Source organism: Rhodococcus sp. IEGM 1241, assembly GCF_033142365.1.
Taxonomy (GTDB): Bacteria; Actinomycetota; Actinomycetes; order Mycobacteriales; family Mycobacteriaceae; genus Rhodococcus_F; species Rhodococcus_F erythropolis.
The window spans coordinates 1-21,517 of sequence record NZ_JAWLSE010000011.1; the positions used below are offsets into that span (position 1 = coordinate 1).

16 protein-coding genes and 1 riboswitch are annotated in these 21,517 nt (G+C 61.5%); of the genes, 9 read left to right on the plus strand and 7 right to left on the minus strand.

Going from position 1 to position 21,517, the window contains the following annotated elements; all coding sequences use genetic code 11:
* The first annotated feature begins 471 nt into the window (after positions 1–471).
* A complete protein-coding gene (locus tag R4P70_RS28925; protein WP_317833057.1) occupies positions 472–1,791 on the plus strand; it encodes a plasmid pRiA4b ORF-3 family protein in 1,320 nt (439 codons plus the stop codon).
* An 83-nt stretch (positions 1,792–1,874) separates the two neighbouring features.
* On the opposite strand, the gene R4P70_RS28930 is transcribed toward R4P70_RS28925, so the two are convergent.
* Both R4P70_RS28930 and R4P70_RS28935 read right to left on the minus strand, forming a co-directional pair.
* Positions 1,875–2,450, minus strand: a complete 576-nt coding sequence (locus R4P70_RS28930; RefSeq protein ID WP_003940660.1) for a TerD family protein — start codon at positions 2,448–2,450, stop codon at positions 1,875–1,877.
* A 113-nt stretch (positions 2,451–2,563) separates the two neighbouring features.
* Positions 2,564–5,746, minus strand: coding sequence for a DEAD/DEAH box helicase (locus R4P70_RS28935; RefSeq protein WP_317833059.1), 3,183 nt, complete (start codon positions 5,744–5,746; stop codon positions 2,564–2,566).
* Between the two features lie 112 nt (positions 5,747–5,858).
* Here R4P70_RS28935 and R4P70_RS28940 point away from each other — a divergent pair, with 112 nt between their 5' ends.
* A complete protein-coding gene (locus R4P70_RS28940; RefSeq protein WP_019749282.1) occupies positions 5,859–6,977 on the plus strand; it encodes an alpha/beta hydrolase in 1,119 nt (372 codons plus the stop codon).
* Positions 6,978–7,069: 92 nt separating this feature from the next.
* Here the strand turns inward: R4P70_RS28940 and R4P70_RS28945 are convergent, their stop codons facing one another.
* Complete coding sequence (locus R4P70_RS28945) at positions 7,070–8,443, minus strand: dicarboxylate/amino acid:cation symporter (protein WP_003940669.1); 1,374 nt, start codon at positions 8,441–8,443, stop codon at positions 7,070–7,072.
* A 339-nt stretch (positions 8,444–8,782) separates the two neighbouring features.
* Here R4P70_RS28945 and R4P70_RS28950 point away from each other — a divergent pair, with 339 nt between their 5' ends.
* The 3 genes from R4P70_RS28950 to R4P70_RS28960 all read left to right on the plus strand — a co-directional run bounded on the left by R4P70_RS28950 (position 8,783) and on the right by R4P70_RS28960 (position 12,596).
* Complete coding sequence (locus tag R4P70_RS28950; protein ID WP_317833062.1) at positions 8,783–9,688, plus strand: phosphodiesterase; 906 nt, start codon at positions 8,783–8,785, stop codon at positions 9,686–9,688.
* Between the two features lie 78 nt (positions 9,689–9,766).
* Positions 9,767–9,880: riboswitch (SAM riboswitch) on the plus strand.
* Positions 9,881–9,966: 86 nt separating this feature from the next.
* Positions 9,967–11,208: an LLM class flavin-dependent oxidoreductase gene (locus R4P70_RS28955; RefSeq protein ID WP_317833064.1), complete on the plus strand. Its 1,242-nt coding sequence runs from the start codon at positions 9,967–9,969 to the stop codon at positions 11,206–11,208.
* A 20-nt stretch (positions 11,209–11,228) separates the two neighbouring features.
* Positions 11,229–12,596, plus strand: a complete 1,368-nt coding sequence (locus tag R4P70_RS28960) for an NtaA/DmoA family FMN-dependent monooxygenase (protein WP_007729254.1) — start codon at positions 11,229–11,231, stop codon at positions 12,594–12,596.
* 51 nt (positions 12,597–12,647) lie between these two features.
* On the opposite strand, the gene R4P70_RS28965 is transcribed toward R4P70_RS28960, so the two are convergent.
* Complete coding sequence (locus tag R4P70_RS28965; RefSeq protein WP_020970156.1) at positions 12,648–14,141, minus strand: stealth family protein; 1,494 nt, start codon at positions 14,139–14,141, stop codon at positions 12,648–12,650.
* A gap of 280 nt (positions 14,142–14,421) precedes the next feature.
* On the opposite strand from R4P70_RS28965, the gene R4P70_RS28970 reads away from it, so the two are divergent.
* Positions 14,422–14,655, plus strand: a complete 234-nt coding sequence (locus R4P70_RS28970) for a hypothetical protein (protein WP_024488025.1) — start codon at positions 14,422–14,424, stop codon at positions 14,653–14,655.
* Between the two features lie 3 nt (positions 14,656–14,658).
* On the opposite strand, the gene R4P70_RS28975 is transcribed toward R4P70_RS28970, so the two are convergent.
* Positions 14,659–15,207: a nuclear transport factor 2 family protein gene (locus R4P70_RS28975; protein WP_317833069.1), complete on the minus strand. Its 549-nt coding sequence runs from the start codon at positions 15,205–15,207 to the stop codon at positions 14,659–14,661.
* Between the two features lie 111 nt (positions 15,208–15,318).
* On the opposite strand from R4P70_RS28975, the gene R4P70_RS28980 reads away from it, so the two are divergent.
* A complete protein-coding gene (locus R4P70_RS28980) occupies positions 15,319–16,293 on the plus strand; it encodes a TauD/TfdA family dioxygenase (protein ID WP_317833071.1) in 975 nt (324 codons plus the stop codon).
* On the opposite strand, the gene R4P70_RS28985 is transcribed toward R4P70_RS28980, so the two are convergent.
* Both R4P70_RS28985 and R4P70_RS28990 read right to left on the minus strand, forming a co-directional pair.
* The gene (locus R4P70_RS28985) at positions 16,294–17,136 is read right to left on the minus strand and encodes a hypothetical protein (RefSeq protein ID WP_317833073.1); all 843 of its coding nucleotides are present in this window, start codon (positions 17,134–17,136) and stop codon (positions 16,294–16,296) included. It lies immediately after the preceding gene.
* Positions 17,137–17,167: 31 nt separating this feature from the next.
* Positions 17,168–18,961, minus strand: coding sequence for an alanine racemase (locus R4P70_RS28990; protein ID WP_317833075.1), 1,794 nt, complete (start codon positions 18,959–18,961; stop codon positions 17,168–17,170).
* Positions 18,962–19,121: 160 nt separating this feature from the next.
* Here R4P70_RS28990 and R4P70_RS28995 point away from each other — a divergent pair, with 160 nt between their 5' ends.
* Together R4P70_RS28995 and R4P70_RS29000 are read left to right on the plus strand one after the other, a co-directional pair.
* The gene (locus tag R4P70_RS28995; protein WP_047889245.1) at positions 19,122–20,567 is read left to right on the plus strand and encodes an amino acid permease; all 1,446 of its coding nucleotides are present in this window, start codon (positions 19,122–19,124) and stop codon (positions 20,565–20,567) included.
* Complete coding sequence (locus R4P70_RS29000; RefSeq protein ID WP_003940649.1) at positions 20,564–21,484, plus strand: universal stress protein; 921 nt, start codon at positions 20,564–20,566, stop codon at positions 21,482–21,484. Before R4P70_RS28995 ends, R4P70_RS29000 begins: the two co-directional genes overlap by 4 nt.
* Positions 21,485–21,517: the final 33 nt, after the last annotated feature.

Consider the following 21,517-nt stretch of genomic DNA (forward strand, 5'->3'; position numbering starts at 1 on the left):
GATGGTTGGGGGGCTTTCTCGTACCCAAAACACCCCGAAACATCCCGCCGCCGGCACCCCCCGGATCGAGCGAACGGCACGTTCGTCGCCTCAGATCGACCGAACGTACCGTTCGCACGATCAAGGGGCGGGCACGCCGCCGACTGACCACCGCGTCCGGGATCGAGCGAAACGACACTTTCGTCGCCTCAGATCGACCGAACGTACCGTTCGCACGATCAGGGCACCATCAGGGCAGGAATTGGGTGAGGAAGATGCCAGCGCCGACGCACGTAGCGACTGGTTAGCCAAGGTACAGATTGTGAACCCTCTCATAGGTGCGAAGTACTCTCCGATTTTGTGCCTTTGTCCCTAGTACTTTGGCCTAGGCTGAGTGTCATGGTGGGGTTGAGCAGCTCGCGGGTGTCGCATTTGCGACTCGTTCCGACGGAACCTGAAGAACTGCAAAGGTTTGTACAAGAAGCTGGCGGAGTGCGTGGGGGCATTCAGATTGCGCGATCGTTACGTTCGAAGAGGCGCGCGGTACCGGCGCAATACGCGATACGTATCAGCGTCGACGATGTATCCACTCAGATCTGGCGACGAATTCTCGTCGCGTCGGATTTGAATCTGGGTGACCTGCATTCGGTGGTTCAACGGGCAATGGGGTGGAGTGACCGTCATTCGCACGCGTGGTCCAAGTCAGGAACCCGATTTCCCGGCGAGGTCGAAGAGTATGTAGCTTCCGGAAGCAACGCCGAGCAGCGCCTCGCCGGACGAGTGGCGATCGTAGAGTCTGCGGTACGTCTGGACGAGGTCATGGTCTCGCCCGGCGATGAACTTAGATATCGCTACGGACGCTTCGGAAACTGGAGTCACACGCTGACACTTGAATCTTCGGAAGTACTGCCCGACGGATTCCAAATTGTGTGTGCCGCGGGTCGCGGTGCGTGTCCGCCGGAGGAATGCGTCGGGCCTGACGAGTACGAGCAGCTCCTCGGTGTCCTCGCTTCGGAGAAGTTGCGCTCCCACGAATGGACCCTCGAATGGCCGCAAACCGAATTCGAGCCGACACGATTCGAGATCGCTGAGGTCAACAATCGACTTCATATACCTCAACCGGACGAGATCGTTGCGCCGTACGACATCGCAATGCTCGTCGAATGCCTGGAACCCTCGCGAGTCCCGGAACTGCACGCGGTCCTCGCTCGAGCCGGCATTGACGATGAGTCGGCAATCGGAGAGTTGGTCCACGTCGAGGCGGGCCAACGCCTTCAAGCGGTCTTGACGCTGATCGGTGTCGAAGGGGTCGACGCTGATGACTTCTTCACGACGGTCGACGCGATGCTCGACGAACCCGAACTAGGTCCTGTCAACCTTCCCAAGGGGCGATCACTCTTCGCAGTACTCAAGAGGTTTGGCCTGGTGCGAAAGCACAAAGGGCAGATTGTGCTGACGAAGCGGGGACAGTCAGCGCAGCGGGACGCATCAATCATGTGGTCGGTGATCGTCGACAGCGTTCCGGTTGCGCCGGGCGGCTCGCAGCGAGCAGTGGAACTTCTTGTCCTCCTCGCCGTAGCCGCTGGTTTGTCGCCGGCAGATCGTCATCGCTTCGTCGCGGGAGCACTGGAGTCGATTCGGTCGTCAAGCATCCTCATGTCCGGCGCTCAGACTTCCAAACGTGACACGTCCGGGAGCACCGTAGAGGTACTCGGTTTGATCGGCGCTACGGGGTACGAGCTGGGGAAGTTCGGCACCAAAGCGGACTCTCCCTGGGCAGCTCACCTCGCGAGGGCGATCCTGCAGCGTTAAACTCGCGCGTTCGATGCAGACAACCGAAACGGGGTTCGATCCGGCAATGCCGAATCGAACCCCGTTTCGTGTCCTGGTAGAGATCAGATGTTGACGCCGTAGTCGCGGGCGATGCCGGCGAGTCCGGATGCGTAGCCCTGTCCGACTGCGCGGAACTTCCACTCGCCGTTGTGGCGGTAGAGCTCACCGAAAAGCATGGCGGTCTCGGTGGAAGCGTCTTCCGAGAGGTCGTATCGTGCCAGCTCGGATCCATTCGACAGATCTACGACGCGGATGTAGGCGTTGGTGACCTGCCCGAAGGACTGGAGTCGGGCATCGGCGTCGTGAATCGAGACGGGGAAGAAGATGTTGGTGACGTTGGGCGGTACAGCCGGGAGGTCGACGTTGATGACTTCGTCGTCGCCGTCACCTTCACCGGTGAGGTTGTCGCCGGTGTGCTCGATGGATCCGTCGGGCGAGCGAAGGTTGTTGTAGAAGACGAAGTGCAGGTCGGAAAGAACCTTGCGTTCCGGGCCGGTGACCAACGCGCTGGCGTCGAGGTCGAAGTCGGCACCACTGGTGCTGCGTGCATCCCAGCCGAGACCGACTGCGACCTTGGTGAGGTTGGGTGCGGCTTTCGACAGAGATACGTTGCCGCCCTTGGCAAGTGTGACGCCCATTCAGGTTCCTCTCGTTCGAACGAAGTGGATTTCTTCGTTCGGGAGTTCTGTGTTGTCCGTTCTCGACTCACATTACCGTGAGCGGGTAGGTGCGGTTCGACCGAATAGCTACCTCACTCGAACAGCACGCGAAGATCCTCGGCGTCGAGTCCGGTGCCGAGTGTCCCTTCGGCGTCCATGACATTCGAGAACAATGCCGACTTCTTGGCTTTGAGCGCCATGACCTTCTCTTCGATCGTGTCTTTGGCAATGAGACGGTAGACCATGACGTTTCGTGTCTGCCCGATGCGGTGAGTGCGATCGACCGCTTGTGCCTCGGCGGCCGGGTTCCACCAAGGGTCGAGAATGAAGCAGTAGTCGGCCTCGGTGAGGTTGAGGCCGAAGCCACCAGCCTTGAGGCTGATCAGGAATACGGGGGCTACGCCAGACTTGAACTCCTCCAACACTTCACCGCGATTGCGCGTCGAACCGTCGAGATAGCTGTACGGAATTTTTTCCGCTTCGAGTCGTTTGCGGATAGAACCGAGGAACCCGGTGAATTGGCTGAAGATCAACGCACGGTGTCCGCCCGCAATGACGTCGTCCAATTGCTCGACGAGAGCGTCGACCTTGGCTGAGGGGACAGGTCCGCTTTCCTCGTCGACCAGCGAGACGTCGAGACTGAGTTGGCGTAGCACCGTCAGCGATTGCAGGATCGTGAATCGGTTCTTGTCGACGTCGTCGAGCAGTCCGAGAATCTTCTGCCGTTCGCGTTGCAGGTGGGTGTCGTAGATCGCGCGATGGCTCGGATGCAACTCGATCTCGAGTATCTGTTCCTGCTTCGGCGGCAAGTCTGCAGCCACCTGTTCCTTGGTGCGCCGAACCATCAGCGGTTTGACGCGCCGCCGAAGTTGCGCCAATCGCTCTGTGTCGCCTTCCTTTTCGATGGGGTTGCGGTAGACGTCGGTGAAGGTGGTGGGACTGGGGAACAGTCCTGGTGCAGTGATCGCGAGGAGCGACCACAACTCCATGAGATTGTTTTCCATGGGAGTGCCGGTGATCGCGAGTTTGAACGGTGCGTTCACTGCCGTCGCACACTTGCGGACCTTGGACTTGTGGTTCTTGGCGAATTGGGCTTCGTCGAGTACCAGTCCGGACCAGACGCCCGCCGAATACGCATCGGTGTCGAGGCGAAAGAGAGCGTACGACGTCACGACGATGTCCGCCCCGTCGACGAGTGTTGCCAGGTCGGTTCTTCTGCGCCGCAGAGTATCCGTGATGACAGCGGTGTGGAGGGTTGGTGCAAACTTGGCCACCTCGGATTTCCAATTGGAGACCACGCTGGTGGGAGCAACGATCAGAAAGGGCGGCGCCGCTGGATTCGATTGCCGTGCAGTGCAGATCATTGCGAGAGTTTGCAGGGTCTTGCCCAGGCCCATGTCGTCGGCGAGTATGCCGCCCAGGCTGTGCTGCCGGAGGAAGTTGAGCCAGCGGAATCCGTCGACCTGATAGGGACGTAGCGTTGCCGTCAACGTGTCCGGGACTTCGACGGGATCGATGCCCGAACTGCCGAGCAATCCTGCGATCTGCTTCTTCCATGCTGCTGCTTGATGTTCGACTCTTCCGAGCGCCGTCAATTCTTCCCACAGCCCGGCCTGAAATTTGCTGATCGCGAGTTTGCCGGTTGGTCGATCGAGCAACGACCGCGCTTCGGTGATGAGTCGGTGTAGACCGAGAAGGTCAGGTGCGTCGAGTCGGAAGAAGGCGCCGTCCGGCAGCAGTATGTGAGTCTCACCCTTGCTCAGGGCGGAGAACAGCGTGGTGAACGGAACGCTTTGTCCCGCAACGTCGACGGTGACGTCGAGGTCGAACCAGTCGGATCCGCTGTTCCCGTCGGGGGCTGACGTGCTGAGGCCGATCACGACAGCGTCGTCTGCGGGCCGATAGTCGGCGGGAGTGCCCACGACGGTGAGGTCGACGTCGTCGTTCGCGTCGAGTTGGGGGAGGAGGTCGAGTGTGAACTGCATGGAATCGAGGCCGGTCAACGTTCCCGCGAGAGTGGCCTTCGCCGCGGCCGCACCGAGGCTCTTGGCAATGGCATCTTCGGCAACGTGGTTGCGGATCTCGGACTCGTCGGTGGTTGTGTCTGCGGTAGAAATGATCAGTTCGTCGGCATCGACGGTGTACTTCCATGCCGATTCGATGTCGATGCGGTGGTTGTCCGCGTAAGTGGCCATCAGTTGTAGCCGAGGACCGGACACAGTCGGTGGGTTGTAGGCGCCGTCGGAAGATATGACGGGAGCGAGGTTTCCGAGTTTGAACACGAACCGCGAAGTGAATGTATCCCGATGCTCGGCGGGTATGTCGACCGATTTTCCGGAGTCGATCAACTGCCTCAATTGGTGAGTTATCGGCGTGTGCAGTGGTGCGAGAGTGATCGCGTTGGCGGCGTCGAGCGCGAAGACGCCATGTGCCGGCGTGCCGACCAGTCCCCAGTCGGAATGAGTCACGATGTGCCCACCGGCCTGAATTCGGGGCGTCAGGCGGAGGTTGTTGTCTTCCGCTCCGTGGACGTCGAGGCAGATGCTGGCATCGTCGAGTAGGGAGATGTGGCCGAGGCCGGCCTTCGAGTGAACGAGTGAAACGCCCACGCTGATCGCCTCACGAAGAAGAGACCAGAGTTGCGGGCTCGCGAACCCGGCAAGATCGATTTCCGCGGCATTTTGGTTTCTGTAGTAATTGCCGGCGCTGTGGAGGAGATGTATGTCGCGTAGAACCCGGAGGTGATCCGCGGGGAACTGAAAAGTGCTTCCGAGCTTGTTCCAGGCGAGCCCGCCGGAGATCCACCCTCTCGCTCCTGGTTGTACGGGTTTGACGATGAGCCTTGTCGATGCGCCCTTGGTTCGGGTGGTGAATTGAATGCCAAGTCCACGTGTAGTGCGGCCGGCCGGGTCTGGTCGGAGCAACTCCTCGAGCGTGCTGTCCCATCCGAGGTGTTGTGGAGTCTTGTTCGCCTCGGCCACCGCTGCGAGCACCAACGCGACTACGTGCTTGCAGTTCATCCGCACGGGACACGTGCAGAGGCCACGCGTGAACGTTGCTTTACCGGCCGCGCTGCGACTTACCGAAATCGTGCAGGTGTACGGCTCTCGCGCAGTTCCCGATACAGCGCCGGTCAAGGTGTCAGCGGTGTCGTTCCATGCGATGGATTCGACTGCATTCTGCCGCAGGTAGGTAAGTCCGCGTTCGTAGGTGGTTGTGCCCACGACAGCGCGAATTCGGTCGAGGTCGAGGGCCCTGACTGAATCCGGTTGCACGGGGGCCAGCCTAGTAGCGGCGACCGACAGATCTTGTCGTGGTCGTTTGTCCAAGAAAGTCCGAACTGCACGGTATGTTCACGGAAACATCTTTGACTGGTTTGGGAGTTTCATGAGGACTGAGCGGCGTGCGTGGATCCGATCTGCGCGCACAGGTGCGGTGTGTTTGGCCGTTTGTGCACTTTCTTTGCAGTTGGGCGGACTGTCGACGGCAGCGCCGAGTTCCGGGAGCTCGGGAAGCTCGGGAAGTCTGGGCAGCGTCGAGGGCAGCGTGAGTTCGGGGTCGACGATCCCAGGACCGCTTCAGGAGGATCCGGGCCCCAAGCCGGAGCTGCGCGACGACATCGTCGTCCCGGCCATCGTCGGCGAGAAGGTGACCGCACCGCAGGCAGTCAGGCTGACGGTGGCGTCGCCTGCACTTCGACGCGAGGTCGGCGTCGAGATCTTGCTACCCGCGGACAATTCGGTTCCGCGCCCGGCGCTGTACATGCTCGAGGGCGTCGACGCCGGAGAGAAGAGCAGCGGATGGATGACGATCGGCGGCGCCCCGGCGTTCTTCGCCGACAAGAACGTCAACGTCGTGATGCTCAATGGCGGAATCGCGAGCCTGTACTCGGACTGGGAGAATCCGGATCCGCGGCTGGGACTGCACAAGTGGGAAACCTTCATCACCGAGGAGTTGCCACCGCTGATCGACGCGCGACTCAAGACCAACGGAATCAACGCGATTGCCGGCAATTCCATGGGCGCAATGGGTGCAATGATGCTCGCCCAACGCTTTCCGGACATGTATCGCGGCGTTGCCGTGTTCAGCGGCTGTTATTCCACGATGGATCCGCTCGGCCGAACTGCCGTGCAGGCCACGATTTCTTCTCGAAGCGGAGATCCGGCCAATATCTGGGGTGTGCCAGGGGGTCCGGAGTGGGAGGCACACGATTCGTTGATCAACGCAGAGAAATTGCGTGGCAAGGAAATCTACGTGTCGACGGCAAATGGTCGTCCCGGATCTGACGAGACGCTGCAGACTCCGGAACTACTCGAGCGTCTGGTGATCGGCGGCGGCATCGAGGTTGCTGCGCACGCCTGCACCAAGATGTTCGACGCACGTTTGCAGGAGCTGAAGATTCCGGCGCAGGTGGATTACGAGCCGAACGGCACACACGCGTGGGCATATTGGCGTGAACGACTGCCCAAGGCGTGGCCGACTCTGTCCCGGGCATTGGGCGTCTGACGGTCGACAACAGTCTGTGCAGTTCCGGTCGAAAAGCAGCGTCCCCGCACCGTGTTGCTCGGGTGCGGGGACGCTGCTGTAGTCATCGAGGGTTACGCGTCGACAAGTTCCTCGGCGAAGGGATCACCGTTGCGGGGAGCGTCGAAGCGTTCCTTGTCGAGAATGCCCTCACGCTTTGCGACGATGACCGGAACCAGAGCCTGGCCGGTGACGTTGACTGCGGTACGGCCCATGTCGACGATCGGTTCGACTGCGAGGAGCAGTCCGACGCCGGCCAGGGGAAGACCCAGGGTGGAGAGTGTGAGTGTGAGCATGACTGTCGCACCCGTAGTTCCGGCCGTTGCTGCCGAGCCGATGACCGAAACGACGACGATCAGCAGGTAATCGGTGAAGGTCAGCGGAACGTCGTAGAAGCCGGCGACGAAGATTGCCGCGATCGCGGGATAGATTGCGGCGCAACCGTCCATCTTCGTGGTGGCACCGAGCGGAACTGCGAACGAGGCGTACTCACGAGGAACGCCGAGGTTGCGTTCGGTGACGCGTTCGGTCAGCGGCAGGGTGCCGATCGACGAGCGCGAGACGAATCCGAGCTGAGTCGCGGGCCAGACACCGGAGAAGAAGCTTCGAACCGAGAGACCGTGTGCGGCAATCAGGATCGGGTAGACCACGAAGAAGACAATGGCCAGACCGATGTAGATGGCGGCGGTGAAGACGCCCAGCGAGCCGATCGCATCCCAGCCGTAGGTGGCGACAGCGTTGGCGATCAGCGCGGCGGTGCCGATCGGGGCGAGGCGGATGATCCACCACAGGACCTTCTGGACGATCGCGAGCAGCGAAGCGTTGAACTCGAGGAACGGCGCAGCCTTGGGACCGATCTTGAGTGCAGCAATGCCGATTGCGCCGGCGATGACGAGCAGCTGCAGGACGTTGAAGCTCAGCGATGTAGTCGCCACGCCTTCGGCGACGGAAGTCTTTGCGCCCAGCCCCAGGAAGTTGTTCGGAACCAGTCCGGTGATGAATGCCCACCACGAGCCGGAACTCTTGGGTTCCTTCGCTGCTTCGGCGGCGACGTCGGTCCGTGAACCGGGATCGGTGATCAGGCCGACGATGATGCCGATGATCACAGCAATGAAAGCGGTGATCGCGAACCAGAGCAAGGTCTGCACGGCCAGGCGAGCTGCATTGGCGACCTGGCGCAGGTTGGCGATGGAGCTGACAATGGCGGTGAACACCAGCGGGATCACCGCAACGGTGAGCAGCTTGACGTAACTCGAACCGATGGTCTGTACGGTGCCGACCAACCAGTTGACGTTGCCGTCGGCTGCATCAGGCATTGCCCGGGCGACGAGACCGATGATGACGCCGAGTACGAGACCGGCGACGATCTGCGGTCCGAATGCCGTCGCCCAGGACGGAAAACGGGACGTGGACTTTTCCGGCACGCCGGTGGAGGTGGAGCTGGGCATGACTATGCCTTTCGAAAATCAAGGGAGCGAAACGCAGCGCGGCACCAGAGGCCGGGCAGATTCGAAGAAATGTTTCCTGGTACGCGTCAGGTCAGAGCGAGCGCGTACACATTGCGCTCGCCTGCAGGCGAAGGTCGACGTAACGCCGACTGGTCAGGAACAACACTGTCCACACACTACTCGCAGCTTCAACTACTCGATCCCGAGGGTCGCCGCGGGAGTTCGCTTCGTGTTCGTCGGGCGTGCCCCGATCAGTCACTGTTGGTCGGTTGACTAGTCTCGACGATCAGTAGGTGCCGCACCGGCGCCTAAGCGTCGGCAAGCGGAAGCGAGAGACCGATGAGCGTTCGGAATGCCGAGTACCCGCGTCCGAAGCATTTCCTGGTGCACCTCAGTGACACGCATCTGGTGGCTCAGGGGGAGTTGTACGACGCCGTGGATGCGTCGACGAGATTGCGGGAAGTGCTCAGCGGGATCGTGGCCTCGGGCGCACGCCCGGATGCACTGATATTCACCGGCGACCTGACCGACCAGGGACACCCCGACGCATACGCGGAATTGAAAGCCATCGTGGAACCCGTGGCGGCCGAGATCGATGCGCAGGTCATCTGGGCGATGGGCAACCACGACGACCGCTCTACTTTCAGGTCTCTGCTGTTGGGCGAGGACGCCACCGATCATCCCGTCGACAACGTCTACGACCTTGACGGACTGCGGGTGATCATCCTGGATTCGTCGGTTCCCGGTCACCACTACGGTGAGATCTCGGATCGTCAATTGGATTGGCTACGCTCAGAATTGGCGGTGCCCGCGCCCGACGGAACAATTCTGGCGCTGCATCATCCGCCGGTTCCGTGCATTCAGGATCTCGCGGTTCTGGTGGAGTTGCGCGATCAGTCCCGGTTGGCAGACGTCTTGCGTGGCAGCGACGTCCGGGCGATTCTTGCTGGGCATCTGCACTATTCGACGACGGCGACGTTCGCCGGCATTCCGGTGTCCGTGGCGTCGTCGACGTGTTACACCCAGGACTTGAACGTGGAAGTCGGTGGTCAGCGTGGTCGTGACGGGGCTCAGGGGTGCAACCTGGTGCACGTCTACGACGAGACAATTGTTCATTCGGTCGTTCCACTCGGCGCGCACGTGACGGTCGGTGAGCCTGTCGACGCGCCCGAGGGAGCCCGGAGGCTCAGCGCTGCCGGTATTCGAATCCTCGAGAGCGAAAAGGCGGCACGCTCGATCATCTGAGGTGGCAGGCGGTTTCCGGCACCCCGGCGCAGTTCTGGGTGATTGCCGGGCTGTCGCATACTCACTACCGTCGAGGTAGGTGCAGAGCTCCAGCAACAAGGACCGGCTAGCTGGACGGCAACCCTTCATGCCGATGGGGTGCCCCGGAATCACACCTGGCGATACGCGCGGTGCGTGTCGCAAGCGGCAGTCGCCACGAGAACCGTCAGTGGGTGCTGACGGTTTCTGCGGTCGGCACTGTGCGCTCCCGAGTAGTTCTCGAACAGGAGTATGCGCCGATGACCTCCACCCCCTCTTCTCATCTTGCTCCGTTGCATCTCGCCGTAGCGCTGGACGGTGCCGGTTGGCACCCTGCAGCCTGGCGAGAGCCACACTCGGGCCCGAGTGAGCTGTTCAGCGCGTCGTATTGGACTGACGTGGTGACGACCGCCGAGCGTGGTCTGCTCGATTTCGTCACCATCGAGGACAGTCTCTCGGTGCCGGCCAACCCACTCGAGCCCGTCGACGACGCGGTTGATCGGGTGCGCGCTCGGCTCGACGCACATCTCGTGGCCGCCCGACTGGCACCGATCACGAGCAACATCGGCTTGATCCCGACCATCACCACCATTCACACCGAGCCGTTTCACGTGTCCAAAGCCGTTGCCACGCTGGATTACACCTCGCGCGGTCGCGCCGGATGGCAGGTGAAGGTTTCGGCGTCGGAATCCGAGGCAGCACAGTTCGGGCGTCGCGACATCCCCGCGCTCACCGATGCCGACCGTCAGTCGATCGTTTCAGGCGTCCTCCCGGACTTCGTGCGCGACCTGTTCGACGAAGCTGCGGAGGCGGCTGACGTAATCCGGCGACTCTGGGACAGCTGGGAGGACGGCGCCGAGATCCGCGACGTGGAGCAGCGCCGGTTCATCGACCGAGACAAGTTGCACTACATCGACTTCGAGGGAAAGTACCTCTCGGTCCGTGGACCGTCGGTGACACCGCGCCCGCCGCAGGGGCATCCCGTCGTTACCGCGTTGGCACATCAGCGGATCGCGTACGAGCTGGCGGCGCGGACGGCCGATCTGGTGTTCGTGACGCCGTCCGACGACGAGCAGATCACGGCAATCCTGGGTGAAGTGCGAGCAGCCGAAGAACACGTGCAGCGCACCGGCGAACCTCTTCGGGTCTTCACCGACATCGTCGTCTTCTTCGATACGCCGGAAGAAACCGGAAAGGAACGGCTCGCTCGCCTTGACGCGCAGGCCGGCACCGAATACCGTTCGGATGCAATGACCTTCACCGGCTCTGCTGCTGAGTTGGCGGATCTCCTGCTCCGGTGGCAGCAGTTGGGAATCGACGGCTTCCGGTTGCGGCCGGGCGTCGTCGTGGACGACCTCGACGCCATCGCCGGTGAGCTGGTGCCTGAATTGCAGCGACGCAACGTATTCCGCACCGAATTTCCGCAGACGAATCTTCGCGGACTCCTTGGCCTACCCCTCGACGTTCCCAACCGCTACGCCGCCGGCACTCCGGCCGCCTGACAGACGAGGAATAGATTCTCATGAGTTCTCAGAAGCGTAAGCAGGTCATCCTGGGTGCCTACCTCGGCGGCGTCAACCATCACACTGCGTGGTGGGATCCGCAGGCCGGCAGCCAGATAGAGTTCGATTCTTTCGAGCACACCGCTCGAACCGCCGAGCGTGGGAAGTTCGATTTCTTCTTCCTCGCCGAAGGCCTCGCCCTTCGTGAGCGTGCGGGACAGATTTTCGACCAAGACATCATCGGTAGGCCGGACACCTTCACGGTCCTTGCATCGTTGGCGGCAGTAACCGAACACCTCGGATTGGCCGGCACCATCAACGCCACGTTCAACGAGCCTTACGAACTGGCCCGCCAATTCGCGACGCTCGATCAGTTGTCCGGAGGGCGTGCCGCCTGGAACGTCGTCACCTCGTTCGACGCATTCACCGGCCAGAACTTTCGCCGCGGCGGATACCTCGACCGTGCGCAACGATACGAGCGTGCGGAGGAGACCGTAGCGCTGGTGCGTGAACTGTGGGATTCGTGGCGAAGCGACGACATCGTGGCCGACAAGGCATCAGGGCGCTTTCTCGCGAGACCGGATGCCGGTGAATTCGCTTTTCATGGATCGCATTTCGACGTGAACGGCCGATTCACAGTGCCGCGTAGCCCGCAAGGGCGCCCGGTTATTCTGCAGGCCGGGGTGTCGCCGCAGGGGCGCGATTTTGCTGCCGGCAATGCCGACGCGATCTTCTCACCGTACGGTCAGTTGCCCGAGGCGGCCGATTTCTATCGCGATATCAAAGCACGTGCCGTCGCGGCCGGACGTGACCCGGGTGACATCAAGATCCTGCCGTCGGCGAGTTTTGTTCTCGGCACCTCGGAGGCAGATGCGATCGAGAAATACCGAGAGATTCGCGACCAGCAGGTCACCGGCCAGACCGCTTTGGTTCTGCTCGAACAGATCTGGAATCTCGATCTGTCGAAGTACGACCCCGAAGGACCACTACCCGACATCGCTCCGGATCCCGAGGCTCCGCCGATCATCCAGGGCCGCGCCTTCATTCACCAAGATCGTTTCGCGACCGTCGCAAAACTTCGCGCGGTGGCCGAGAGCAAGAAGTTGAATCTGCGCGAAGTGGTGATCGATCAGTTCGAGCGTGGACCGATCGTCGGTACACCGCAGCAGGTTGCCGAGAAAATAGATTCGTTTGTCAGCAACGACGGTTCGGATGGGTTCATCCTCGGGTCGCACCTTGTGCCGACCGGCCTCGACGAGTTCGTCGACGACGTGGTGCCGCTGCTGCAGGATCGAGGTGTTCTCCGCAGTGACTACGAAGGAACGACGTTGCGTGACAATCTCGGTCTGCCCATTCCGGTGCAACGGGAGCATGTGACAGCACGCTGATCGACCGAATTAGCAAGGGCCCAGCCGAAATCAGCTGGGCCCTTGTTTTGTCTAGGCTTCCCAGGGCGCCGGGATGGGGTAGTAGCTCTCCAGAAACTCCGTGATCTTGCGTGTGCGAAGTTCCAGATCGATCTCCGGAGCGCTGCCGTCGTTGAGGCAGAAGAAGTCCATGGAGCGCTTGGCGAGCAGTGAGTCCATGTCGCGCAACCCGGCTTTGACCGTCGTATCGACATACTTGACGGCGGCGGACTTCTGTACCACCGACCGTCCACTCATCAGTGTGTAGTAGTGATACAGCGAATTGGTCACCGAGATATTGGAACTCGCGCGGAAGGTGCTTGCTGCAGTGGCCGCGAAGTCTTCGGCGAACTCGCGTTCCATCTCGGCCATCACGCTCTTGCGTAGTGGCGTCGCTGCGTGCTCCAGATGTCTGGTGGTCATCAGACCGAAGCGGTCCTGCAGCAGACGGCGGTTGACGCGGGCCGCATTCTCGAACCCGCTGCGGTCGTTGTCGTTGTGTCCCAATCCGATTCTGGTGTCGGCCTCGATGAACATGCTGATCCCACCGGGGGAGAAGAACATGTCCGGGCCGACGGGGCGACCGAAGAACATGTCGTCATTGGAGTAGAGGAAATGCTCTGCCAGACCCGGAATATGGTGCAGCTGGCACTCGACAGCTTGAGAATTGTGGGTGGGCAACACACTTGGATCGGCGAAGAACTTTTCGCTGGGCATGAACGTGACTCGCGGATCGTCGGCAAGCCAGTCCGGACGATCGGAATCGGTTGCGACGAAGATCCGCCGGATCCACGGCGCGTACATGTGGATGGATCGAAGCGCGTATTTGAGCTCGTCGATCTGACGGAAGCGCGCTTCTGATTCGTCGCCCTCTCCGACGATGTAGTTCTGCATGCGCTTGGCGCGCTGAGCCTGAAACTCCTTGGAAGAGCCGTCGACCCAGGAAAAGACCAGATCGATATCGAAGCTGATATCGGAGGCATGATCGGCGAACATGTTCTCGATAGTCGGCCAGATCCGGCCGAATCGCTCGACGGTTCCTCGGACAGCTTCTTCGGGGAGGACGGTTCGTCGTGTCAGTGAGTTCTCGACGGGTAGGACGATTTCTTCGTCGGAAATCGACCACAATTCGATTTGAACGCCGATGTTCGCGCCGTAGTTCATGCCGCTTGCGACGTGAACCCGCGGACGGAACAAGCGGAAGATCCGTGACTTGTTGGTTTTCGACAGGGCACCGTCCGCGACAAGGAGCGCTGGGCTCTTCTTCGCGTCGACGGTTTTGGAATAGAAGGGTGCGTTGGCGCAACCCTCGACAAGTGCCTGCCGCAGGTTTTTGCGCTCGGTCCAGCTCACCGCGATCACGGGGCGCTCGTCGTTTCCGCGGACGAGTAGATACTCGATTCCTGCGGCGTCGAGGATGTCGCGGATGAAGAGGAGATCTTCGACCATCGCTTCGAGCGGCGTGGTGGTCGTGATCGCGAGGGCAAAACGATTCTTGAATCGGACGGTCTCGGGTAGCTCGCCCATCCGTGCGCGTGACGCGGCCGACGCCGGTTCCACGGGATTGGGGCTGTCCTGCTCCGGGGGTACGAAGTAGATGTCGTGCGGAGCGGGAGATTCTGTAATGGGATGCCTTCCGATTCTGATCCAGCTGTGTATCTGTCGCCCCCGACGCTGCGAGAGCGTGGTGGCGACGAGCTCAGTCTATGCCGTCGGCGCCGAAAGTCGGACATGAGTGACGGCGATGGGTAGGGCGGGGCGAGTCGGGTACCCCGAGGACCGAAGCGAGAGCGAAGGAGGAGAACCGATGCGTGTGAAAGCGATGGTCGGAACAGGCGCGATGGCTGTTGCGCTGGCCGCCGGCCCAGTTGCCACAGCTTCTGCTGAAGGCGCCGAGACGGCGGGGTCGGAGGGTTCACCGGAGATGCTGACCTGCGAGGTGGTCTTCGATGCACTGGAAGACATGAGCCCGGAATGGACGGAAGAGGGGATCGATCAGGTCGAAGACTGGTGTGAGGCGATCACCGGCGAAGAAGACTGAACGTCAGCCGCGCGAGATCACTCGTCGCGACAGTCGCCACCGCCCATCTTCGAGCTCGAACTCGTCGGCGTAGCTCCCGACGCCACTGAGCTTGGGAGTTGTGGTCGTGTCGACGTAGAACGTCCACACCGCATCCGCGCGGGCTGTAGTTTCCGACATCACGTCCACGGCGATCGCCGTGGTGACGTGACGTGTGAACGTGCCAGGCCCTTGAATGCCGGCCGCGCGACGCTCGCGAACTCCAGCAGCAATTTCTTCACGGCCACGTCGTACCTGTGCGGGGATACCGCGATCGGGATTGGCGGGCATGTTCCATTCGGCCTCGCGGGTGAACTGCTCCACGTAATCCTCGACCGAGCCGGTATCGGCAAGATGGGCGATGCGAGCGAGCGTTGAACGAATCTGTTCGGCAGGGCCCTCGGGTTGCATGCTGTCCTCCGTAGACGTGGGTGCGGCAGATCGCACGCTACAGCTCATGACGACAACGACGACGGCCTCGTCCCAGTGAGCGGCAATATTCTCCGGCGAGGGAGCGGCGAACTTTGAGATCACCTCGAGTTCAACCGTATTCGAGCCCGCAGCGTAAATGATTGAGTGTTCACAGTAGGCAGCGCCATGACGACTGCCGCGCCCGTAGGCTTGACCGACTCACAGGAGATCGCCATGTCCGTCACCGAACTCGAACGTGTCACCCAGACCCCGGAGCAGATCTACGCTGCCGGCGGAATCACCGTCCACAAAGTAGGCGAACTGATCGGCGCCCGCATCGACGGCGTCCATCTCTCCGGGGACTTGTCCGAAGAGACCGCCTACGCGATCAACTATGCGCTGGCAGCGCACAAGGTTGTGTTCTTCCGTGGGCAGCATCATCTCGACGACACGTCGCAGTACGAATTCGCCGGAACCCTCGGCACCCAGACCACCCCGCATCCGACGGTGAAGTCCAGGGGCGACAAGCTGTTGGTGCTCGACCGAGCCGCCAACAGTTGGCACACGGACGTGACGTTTGTCGACCGCATTCCGAAAGCCTCGATTCTGCGAGCGACGACCATTCCCGAGTACGGCGGAGCGACGACGTGGGCGTCGACGACCGCTGCGTACGACCAACTGCCGCCTTCGCTCAAGGTCTTGGTCGAGAATTTGCGGGCCGTTCACACCAATGCCTACGACTATGCCGAGGTTGTCGATCAGGCGAAACCGGTAGACGCGCAGCGCCAGGCCTACTACGCCGAATTCACCCGTGAGATCTACGAGACCGAACACCCGGTGGTGCGTATCCATCCGGCGACGGGGGAGAAGACCCTCCTGCTCGGTCACTTCTTCAAGGAGTTCGTCGGGCTCAAGCCGTCGGAGTCGGTCGCTCTTTACCAGATCCTGCAGGCACGAATCATCAAGTTGGAAAACACTGTTCGATGGAACTGGTCGGCCGGCGACCTGGCGATCTGGGACAACCAGGCGACTCAGCATTACGGTATCGCCGACTACGGGACTCAGGCCCGCAGTGTGCACCGGGTGACATTGGCCGGCGACGTCCCCGTCGACGTCCGCGGCGAGCAGAGTCGAATCCTCCAGGGTGACGCCGCGGAGTATTCGATCATCGCGGACATCGATCGGCTTCCCGGCTTCGCCGCGAACTGATCAGTCGTGCTGTGGGTGATCCGGCGGGAACATCTGTCCCCATGAGTGATTGCATGCTCGGCACGTCCATTCCGGGGTGTCCGGTCCCACGACGCAGCCTGTTCCGGCGAGCCACGGTAGGTGATCGAATGGATGGACCGGCATCCCCGGGGAACACTGAGCGGTTCTGTGTGCACCGCACTCTGGGCACGGTGGATTTTTCGCCAGCATGTAGTCGATGAAGTTGGTGTGCCCGGACGTGGCCATCCTTCCGGTGCATTTGCGGCACAGGACGGCTGGGTAGTCGTCACCAGGTTCAGCCTGCCTGAAGATCCGTGATGCGGAATGAAAGTGAAGGCGATCGCTGCTGTTGAACTTTCGCAACGGCATCGGTGCGCTGCAACCTGTGCAGTTTCCCCGCTCGTTCATCAACGTTCGGGCGTGGGCAGCTGTGGACGTCGGATCCAGCGTGTCGATGTCGCCGAAGTAGTGCGCGTAGTGCGACTGGCCGGCCGTGAGAATCCGGTCGGCCAGTGCGTCGTCGACCGGCCCAGGATCCGTGGGAAACGTGATGGACCATCGTTGTTCGAGTTCGGGAACGGTGGGCAAACCGTGGAGTTCGTACGGGCGTTCATCGACTTCCATCCGCGACGTGCCGTCGAAGGGCGCAGCCACGGTCTCGATGCAGAGCAGCGTGCGAGGAGTGGTGTCGAGAACAGTGATCAACAGGTCGCCGATGGCCATCTTTCCGCGCATGATCCAGGGATCGACACGGGCACGGGGTTCGAGAAACGCGACCACGGCATCGAGCCACGGCGTGCCGAGTGCGATGAATACGTGCTGACCGGAGCTCCGCGTGATCATCGAACGATTCTCGCAAGGGCTGCCGACAACGTCAGGTTTTGACCACCTTGCGCCCGAGCAGCGATGCAACCAGTCCGTCGACGAAGGTCGCTTGCCGTCCGAGGGGATCGGAAGCCGCTGCCGCGACGCTGCCGATCGAAATCGATCTCGTCAGGCCGGTCTCGCTGATGAATTCGGCGGCGAGGTGCGCTTCTCGGAATGTGAGGCCGCCCAGATGCGTCGTGTCGTCGACGCCGAGAACACGCCCGTCGATGATGTCCATGTCGAAATGGACGTGGACGCCGTTCACACCCTGGCCCGCCGCGGCGAGGACGCGAGGCATCAAGGCCGCCATGCCATGGCGATCGATCTCGTCGATCGTCACCAGCAATACCCCGTACTCGTCGAGTGCGCGCTTGTGATCGACCGTGGCGTTCTTGACGCCCACCAAGACGGTGTTCTCCAAACTGGGGCCGTGCAGATCCGCCGCTGACGACAGCAATTGTTCGATATCGCCGTGGGAGGCGAAAATGATTGCACCCAAATCGGTTCCGGGTTCGGTGGCGATCGGAATTCTGGTGTTCTGCCAGGCCTCGGCAGTGAGCCACAGCGGCAACGTCGTGAGATCCGCGGCGGCGTTCTCTCCTTGAATGCAGCTGAAACCGATTCCGGACATGTCCTCGCGCAGACCGTGATCGAGGAGATGGCTTGCCAGCCCGGTAGTTTCGAGGTCGATCAATTCGACGCTCGCATTGGCATCGATCGGTTCGGTGCCCAGGACGTAGCGCTTTTCGACGTAGGGCGATGTCATCGCCATCAAGAGCGCGCCGTAATCGATCGTGAAGTCGACGGTGCCACCCAGTCGGTATTCGTCGCCTGTTTCTCCGGCGTCGACGAGGAGGTGATCGCTACTGGCGCTGATCACCTTCAGGCGCGGATCGATCGGGGTCAAGCCTTCCGGCGAGATGTCTTCGCGGCCGATGGACAAGATCAGGCGTCGGCTCGGCTTGTCCTCGTTGTCGAAGACGGGGCGTCGGCCGAATGCGTCTTCCCCTGAGACTCCATACGGCCGCGACGGCTTGACCTTGGCCTCGATGATGTCCGCGGTGAGAGTGAAGGCATCGTTGTTCAGCAGTTCGTACAGTCCGGGGGGAGTAGGTGATTCGGCCAGAACGATGCTGGCGCCCAAACGCAGATGGTTGACCCCCTCGGGCATCGTGCCCGTCTCGAGTAGTGGCAGCGAGAACGTATTGCCGCCGGAAACGATCGGCAGTTCGATCGAGAACCGCTTCGTGATTTCGTCGGCTAGGTAGACCAGATTCGACAGGTTGTCGACGGTCGGTTGGATGCCGCCGACGCAGGCGAGGTTCGCGCCGATTCCGATCAGTCTGATGCCCTCGATGGGAAGGATTTCAGCGACTACGTCCAACGCCTCCGCCGGCAGGATCCCTTCGCGGAGATCTCCGAGGTCGATCATCAGCACGATGTCGTGGACGACTCCTCGCGTTTGTGCTGCTCTGCCCAGAGCAGCAATCGTCGTCAACTCGGAGTTGAGGCTGATGTCCGCGTAGCGGATCGTGTCGTCGATCTCGTTCAGCGACGGTGCGCGGATCAGCATCAGGGGAACGGTGATGCCGTCGCGGCGAATGCGGGCCAGGTTGTCCAGGCGGGAGTCGGCGATCTGCGTGACGCCGCCGCGGACCATTGCTCGTGCCACTTTGGGGGATCCGCACGTAGATTTGCTGACACCGGCCACCGATATACCGTGAGCGCTGGACGCCTCGACGAGGACGCGCGCATTCTGTTCGATACGACGCAGGTCGACGGTGATAGTCGGTCCGGTCATGATCTCCCCGTTTTCTCCGAAGGCGGTTCGCGATCCGGGCATTCCAGACCGGACAGTTGGCGTGAGCTGGACAACTTTGCTCCAACTGTTGTGTCGCAGGACACTTACGTGCAGTATGAGGATACAACAGTTTCCTACCAGGCACTCTAGAGGAGCGTCGATGGCTACTCTCGTCAAACACGTACTTCGGCGCAAGCCGGCTTTGCAGATAGACCAGGAGACCGGCGCAGATACCAACGGCGGTGAGCTGACCCGCAGTATCGGTTTGGCGCAGTTGTCCATGTTCGGCATCGGCGCCACGATCGGCACCGGTATTTTCTTCGTCCTCTCGCAGGCGGTCCCGGTCGCCGGTCCGGCAGTGATCATCTCCTTCGTTGTTGCCGGTATCGTCGCGGGACTCACGGCGATCTGTTACGCGGAGTTGGCCGGAGCTGTCCCGGCGTCGGGCTCGTCGTATTCCTACGCTTACGCGACGCTCGGAGAGCTTCCGGCCATGGCCGTCGGCGCGTGTCTGCTTCTCGAGTACGGAGTCTCGGCCGCGGCGGTGTCCGTCGGATGGTCGCAATACTTGAACCAGCTGCTTGGCAACCTCTTCGGGTTCCAGATCCCCGACGCGCTGTCACAAGCGCCGGAGCAGGGCGGCATCATCAATCTGCCCGCAGTGATCCTGGTGTGCCTGTGCGGTGTTCTGCTCATCCGCGGCGCCAGTGAATCGGCCAAGGCCAACGCCATCATGGTCTCGATCAAGCTCGCAATTCTGTTGCTCTTCATCGTGGTCGGCATCGCCGGATGGAACAGCAATCACTTCGCCGACTTCGCACCGTTCGGATTCAGTGGCGTCATGTCCGCCGCCGGAATCATCTTCTTCTCGTACATCGGCCTCGACGCTGTGTCCACTGCCGGCGAAGAAGTGAAGAACCCTCGTCGCAATCTCCCTCTCGCGATCCTCATTGCGCTCGTGTCCGTCACCGCGATCTACATCGCCGTTGTCGCCGTGGCGATCGGTGCACAGGATTCCGCATCGTTCGAAGGTCAGGAAGCCGGGCTGTCCGCCATCCTCGAACAGGTGACCGGATCTACCTGGCCGGGAACACTTCTGGCCGCCGGTGCGGTGATCTCGATCTGCAGCGTCACGCTCGTGGTCATCTACGGTCAGACCCGCATTCTGTTCGCGATGTCACGCGACGGCATGATTCCGTCGATCTTCCACAAGGTGAACCCGCGGACTCTGACGCCGGTGCCCAACACCATCATCGTCTGCGTCGTCATCAGCATTCTGGCCGGTTTCATTCCGATCAACTTTCTCGCCGAAATGACCAGTATCGGAACCCTGGTGGCCTTCCTCGTTGTCTCGATCGGGGTCATCATCCTGCGGCGCAGTGACCCGGACCTGCCGCGCAGCTTCAAAGTTCCCGGCTATCCGGTGACGCCGATCCTCTCGATCCTGGGTTGCCTGTGGATCATCAAGGACCTCCGAACCGTCACGATCTACGTGTTCCTCGTCTGGGTGACCGTCGCGATCATCTGGTACTTCGCCTACGGTATGAAGCACTCGCGGCTCGGTGCGAAGAACCGCGCCGAATTGGGATCGGAGTCCGACTCATGACGCTGCTCGCGGGATACGCACCCGACGGTGACAGTTCCGGAACCGTCCATCTGGCAACGCTGTTGGCACGCTCGTCCGGTGAACCGTTGGTGATCTGCGCGGTGATTCCCTCGCCGCCACCGCCCGGAATGGCGCGTGTCGACGCCGAATACCACCAGCAGTTGCGAGCCGAAGCCGAAGCGGCACTGGCGAAAGCGCGGGCAGACATGCCCTCCGACGTCGACGTAACCTATGTCGTGCATGAGGCTCAGTCGACGTCGAGTGGCCTGCTCGATCTCGTTCACGAGCACGAAGCCAAGATGATCGTCCTGGATTCGTCTACGGCCGGGGTGTTCGGTCACGTGGCTCTCGGCAGTGTCACCTCACGCTTGCTGCACAGCTCCGACGTTCCGGTCGCCCTGGCGCCGAGGGGATTTCGAACCAAGCCCGGTGAGGTGGTTCGCCGCGTCACCGCCGCATACTCGGGCACACCCGATCAAGACGATCTGGTGCTCGCCGCCGCGACCGTGGCTGCGCGTGTCGATGCCGGACTCAGACTGGCGGCGTTTGCAGTTCGCGCAAACGCGCAGTACACGACCACACTCGGGACCGAGGGGGATTCACCGATCATCTCCGAGTGGGCCGAGGTGGTCGAGCGCGAGACCAACGCTGCCTTCGAGCGCGTGCGTGCACTGCCCGAAATACCCGACGTCATGGAATCGGTTATCAGCCATGGTCGTAACTGGGCCGAGGCGCTCGAGGGCGTCGAGTGGGATCGAGGTGACGTTCTGACAGTCGGCTCGAGCAAGGCAGGTCCACTGGCCCGGGTCTTCCTCGGCAGTCGGGCAGCGAAGATCGTGCGGTACTCACCGGTTCCGGTGGTGGTGGTCCCGCGATCGGCGTCGACCCGAATAGTCGATCAGGCCGAAGCGGAATAGAGATCAGGGCCGACGAGCGGAGTGCTTGTCGGC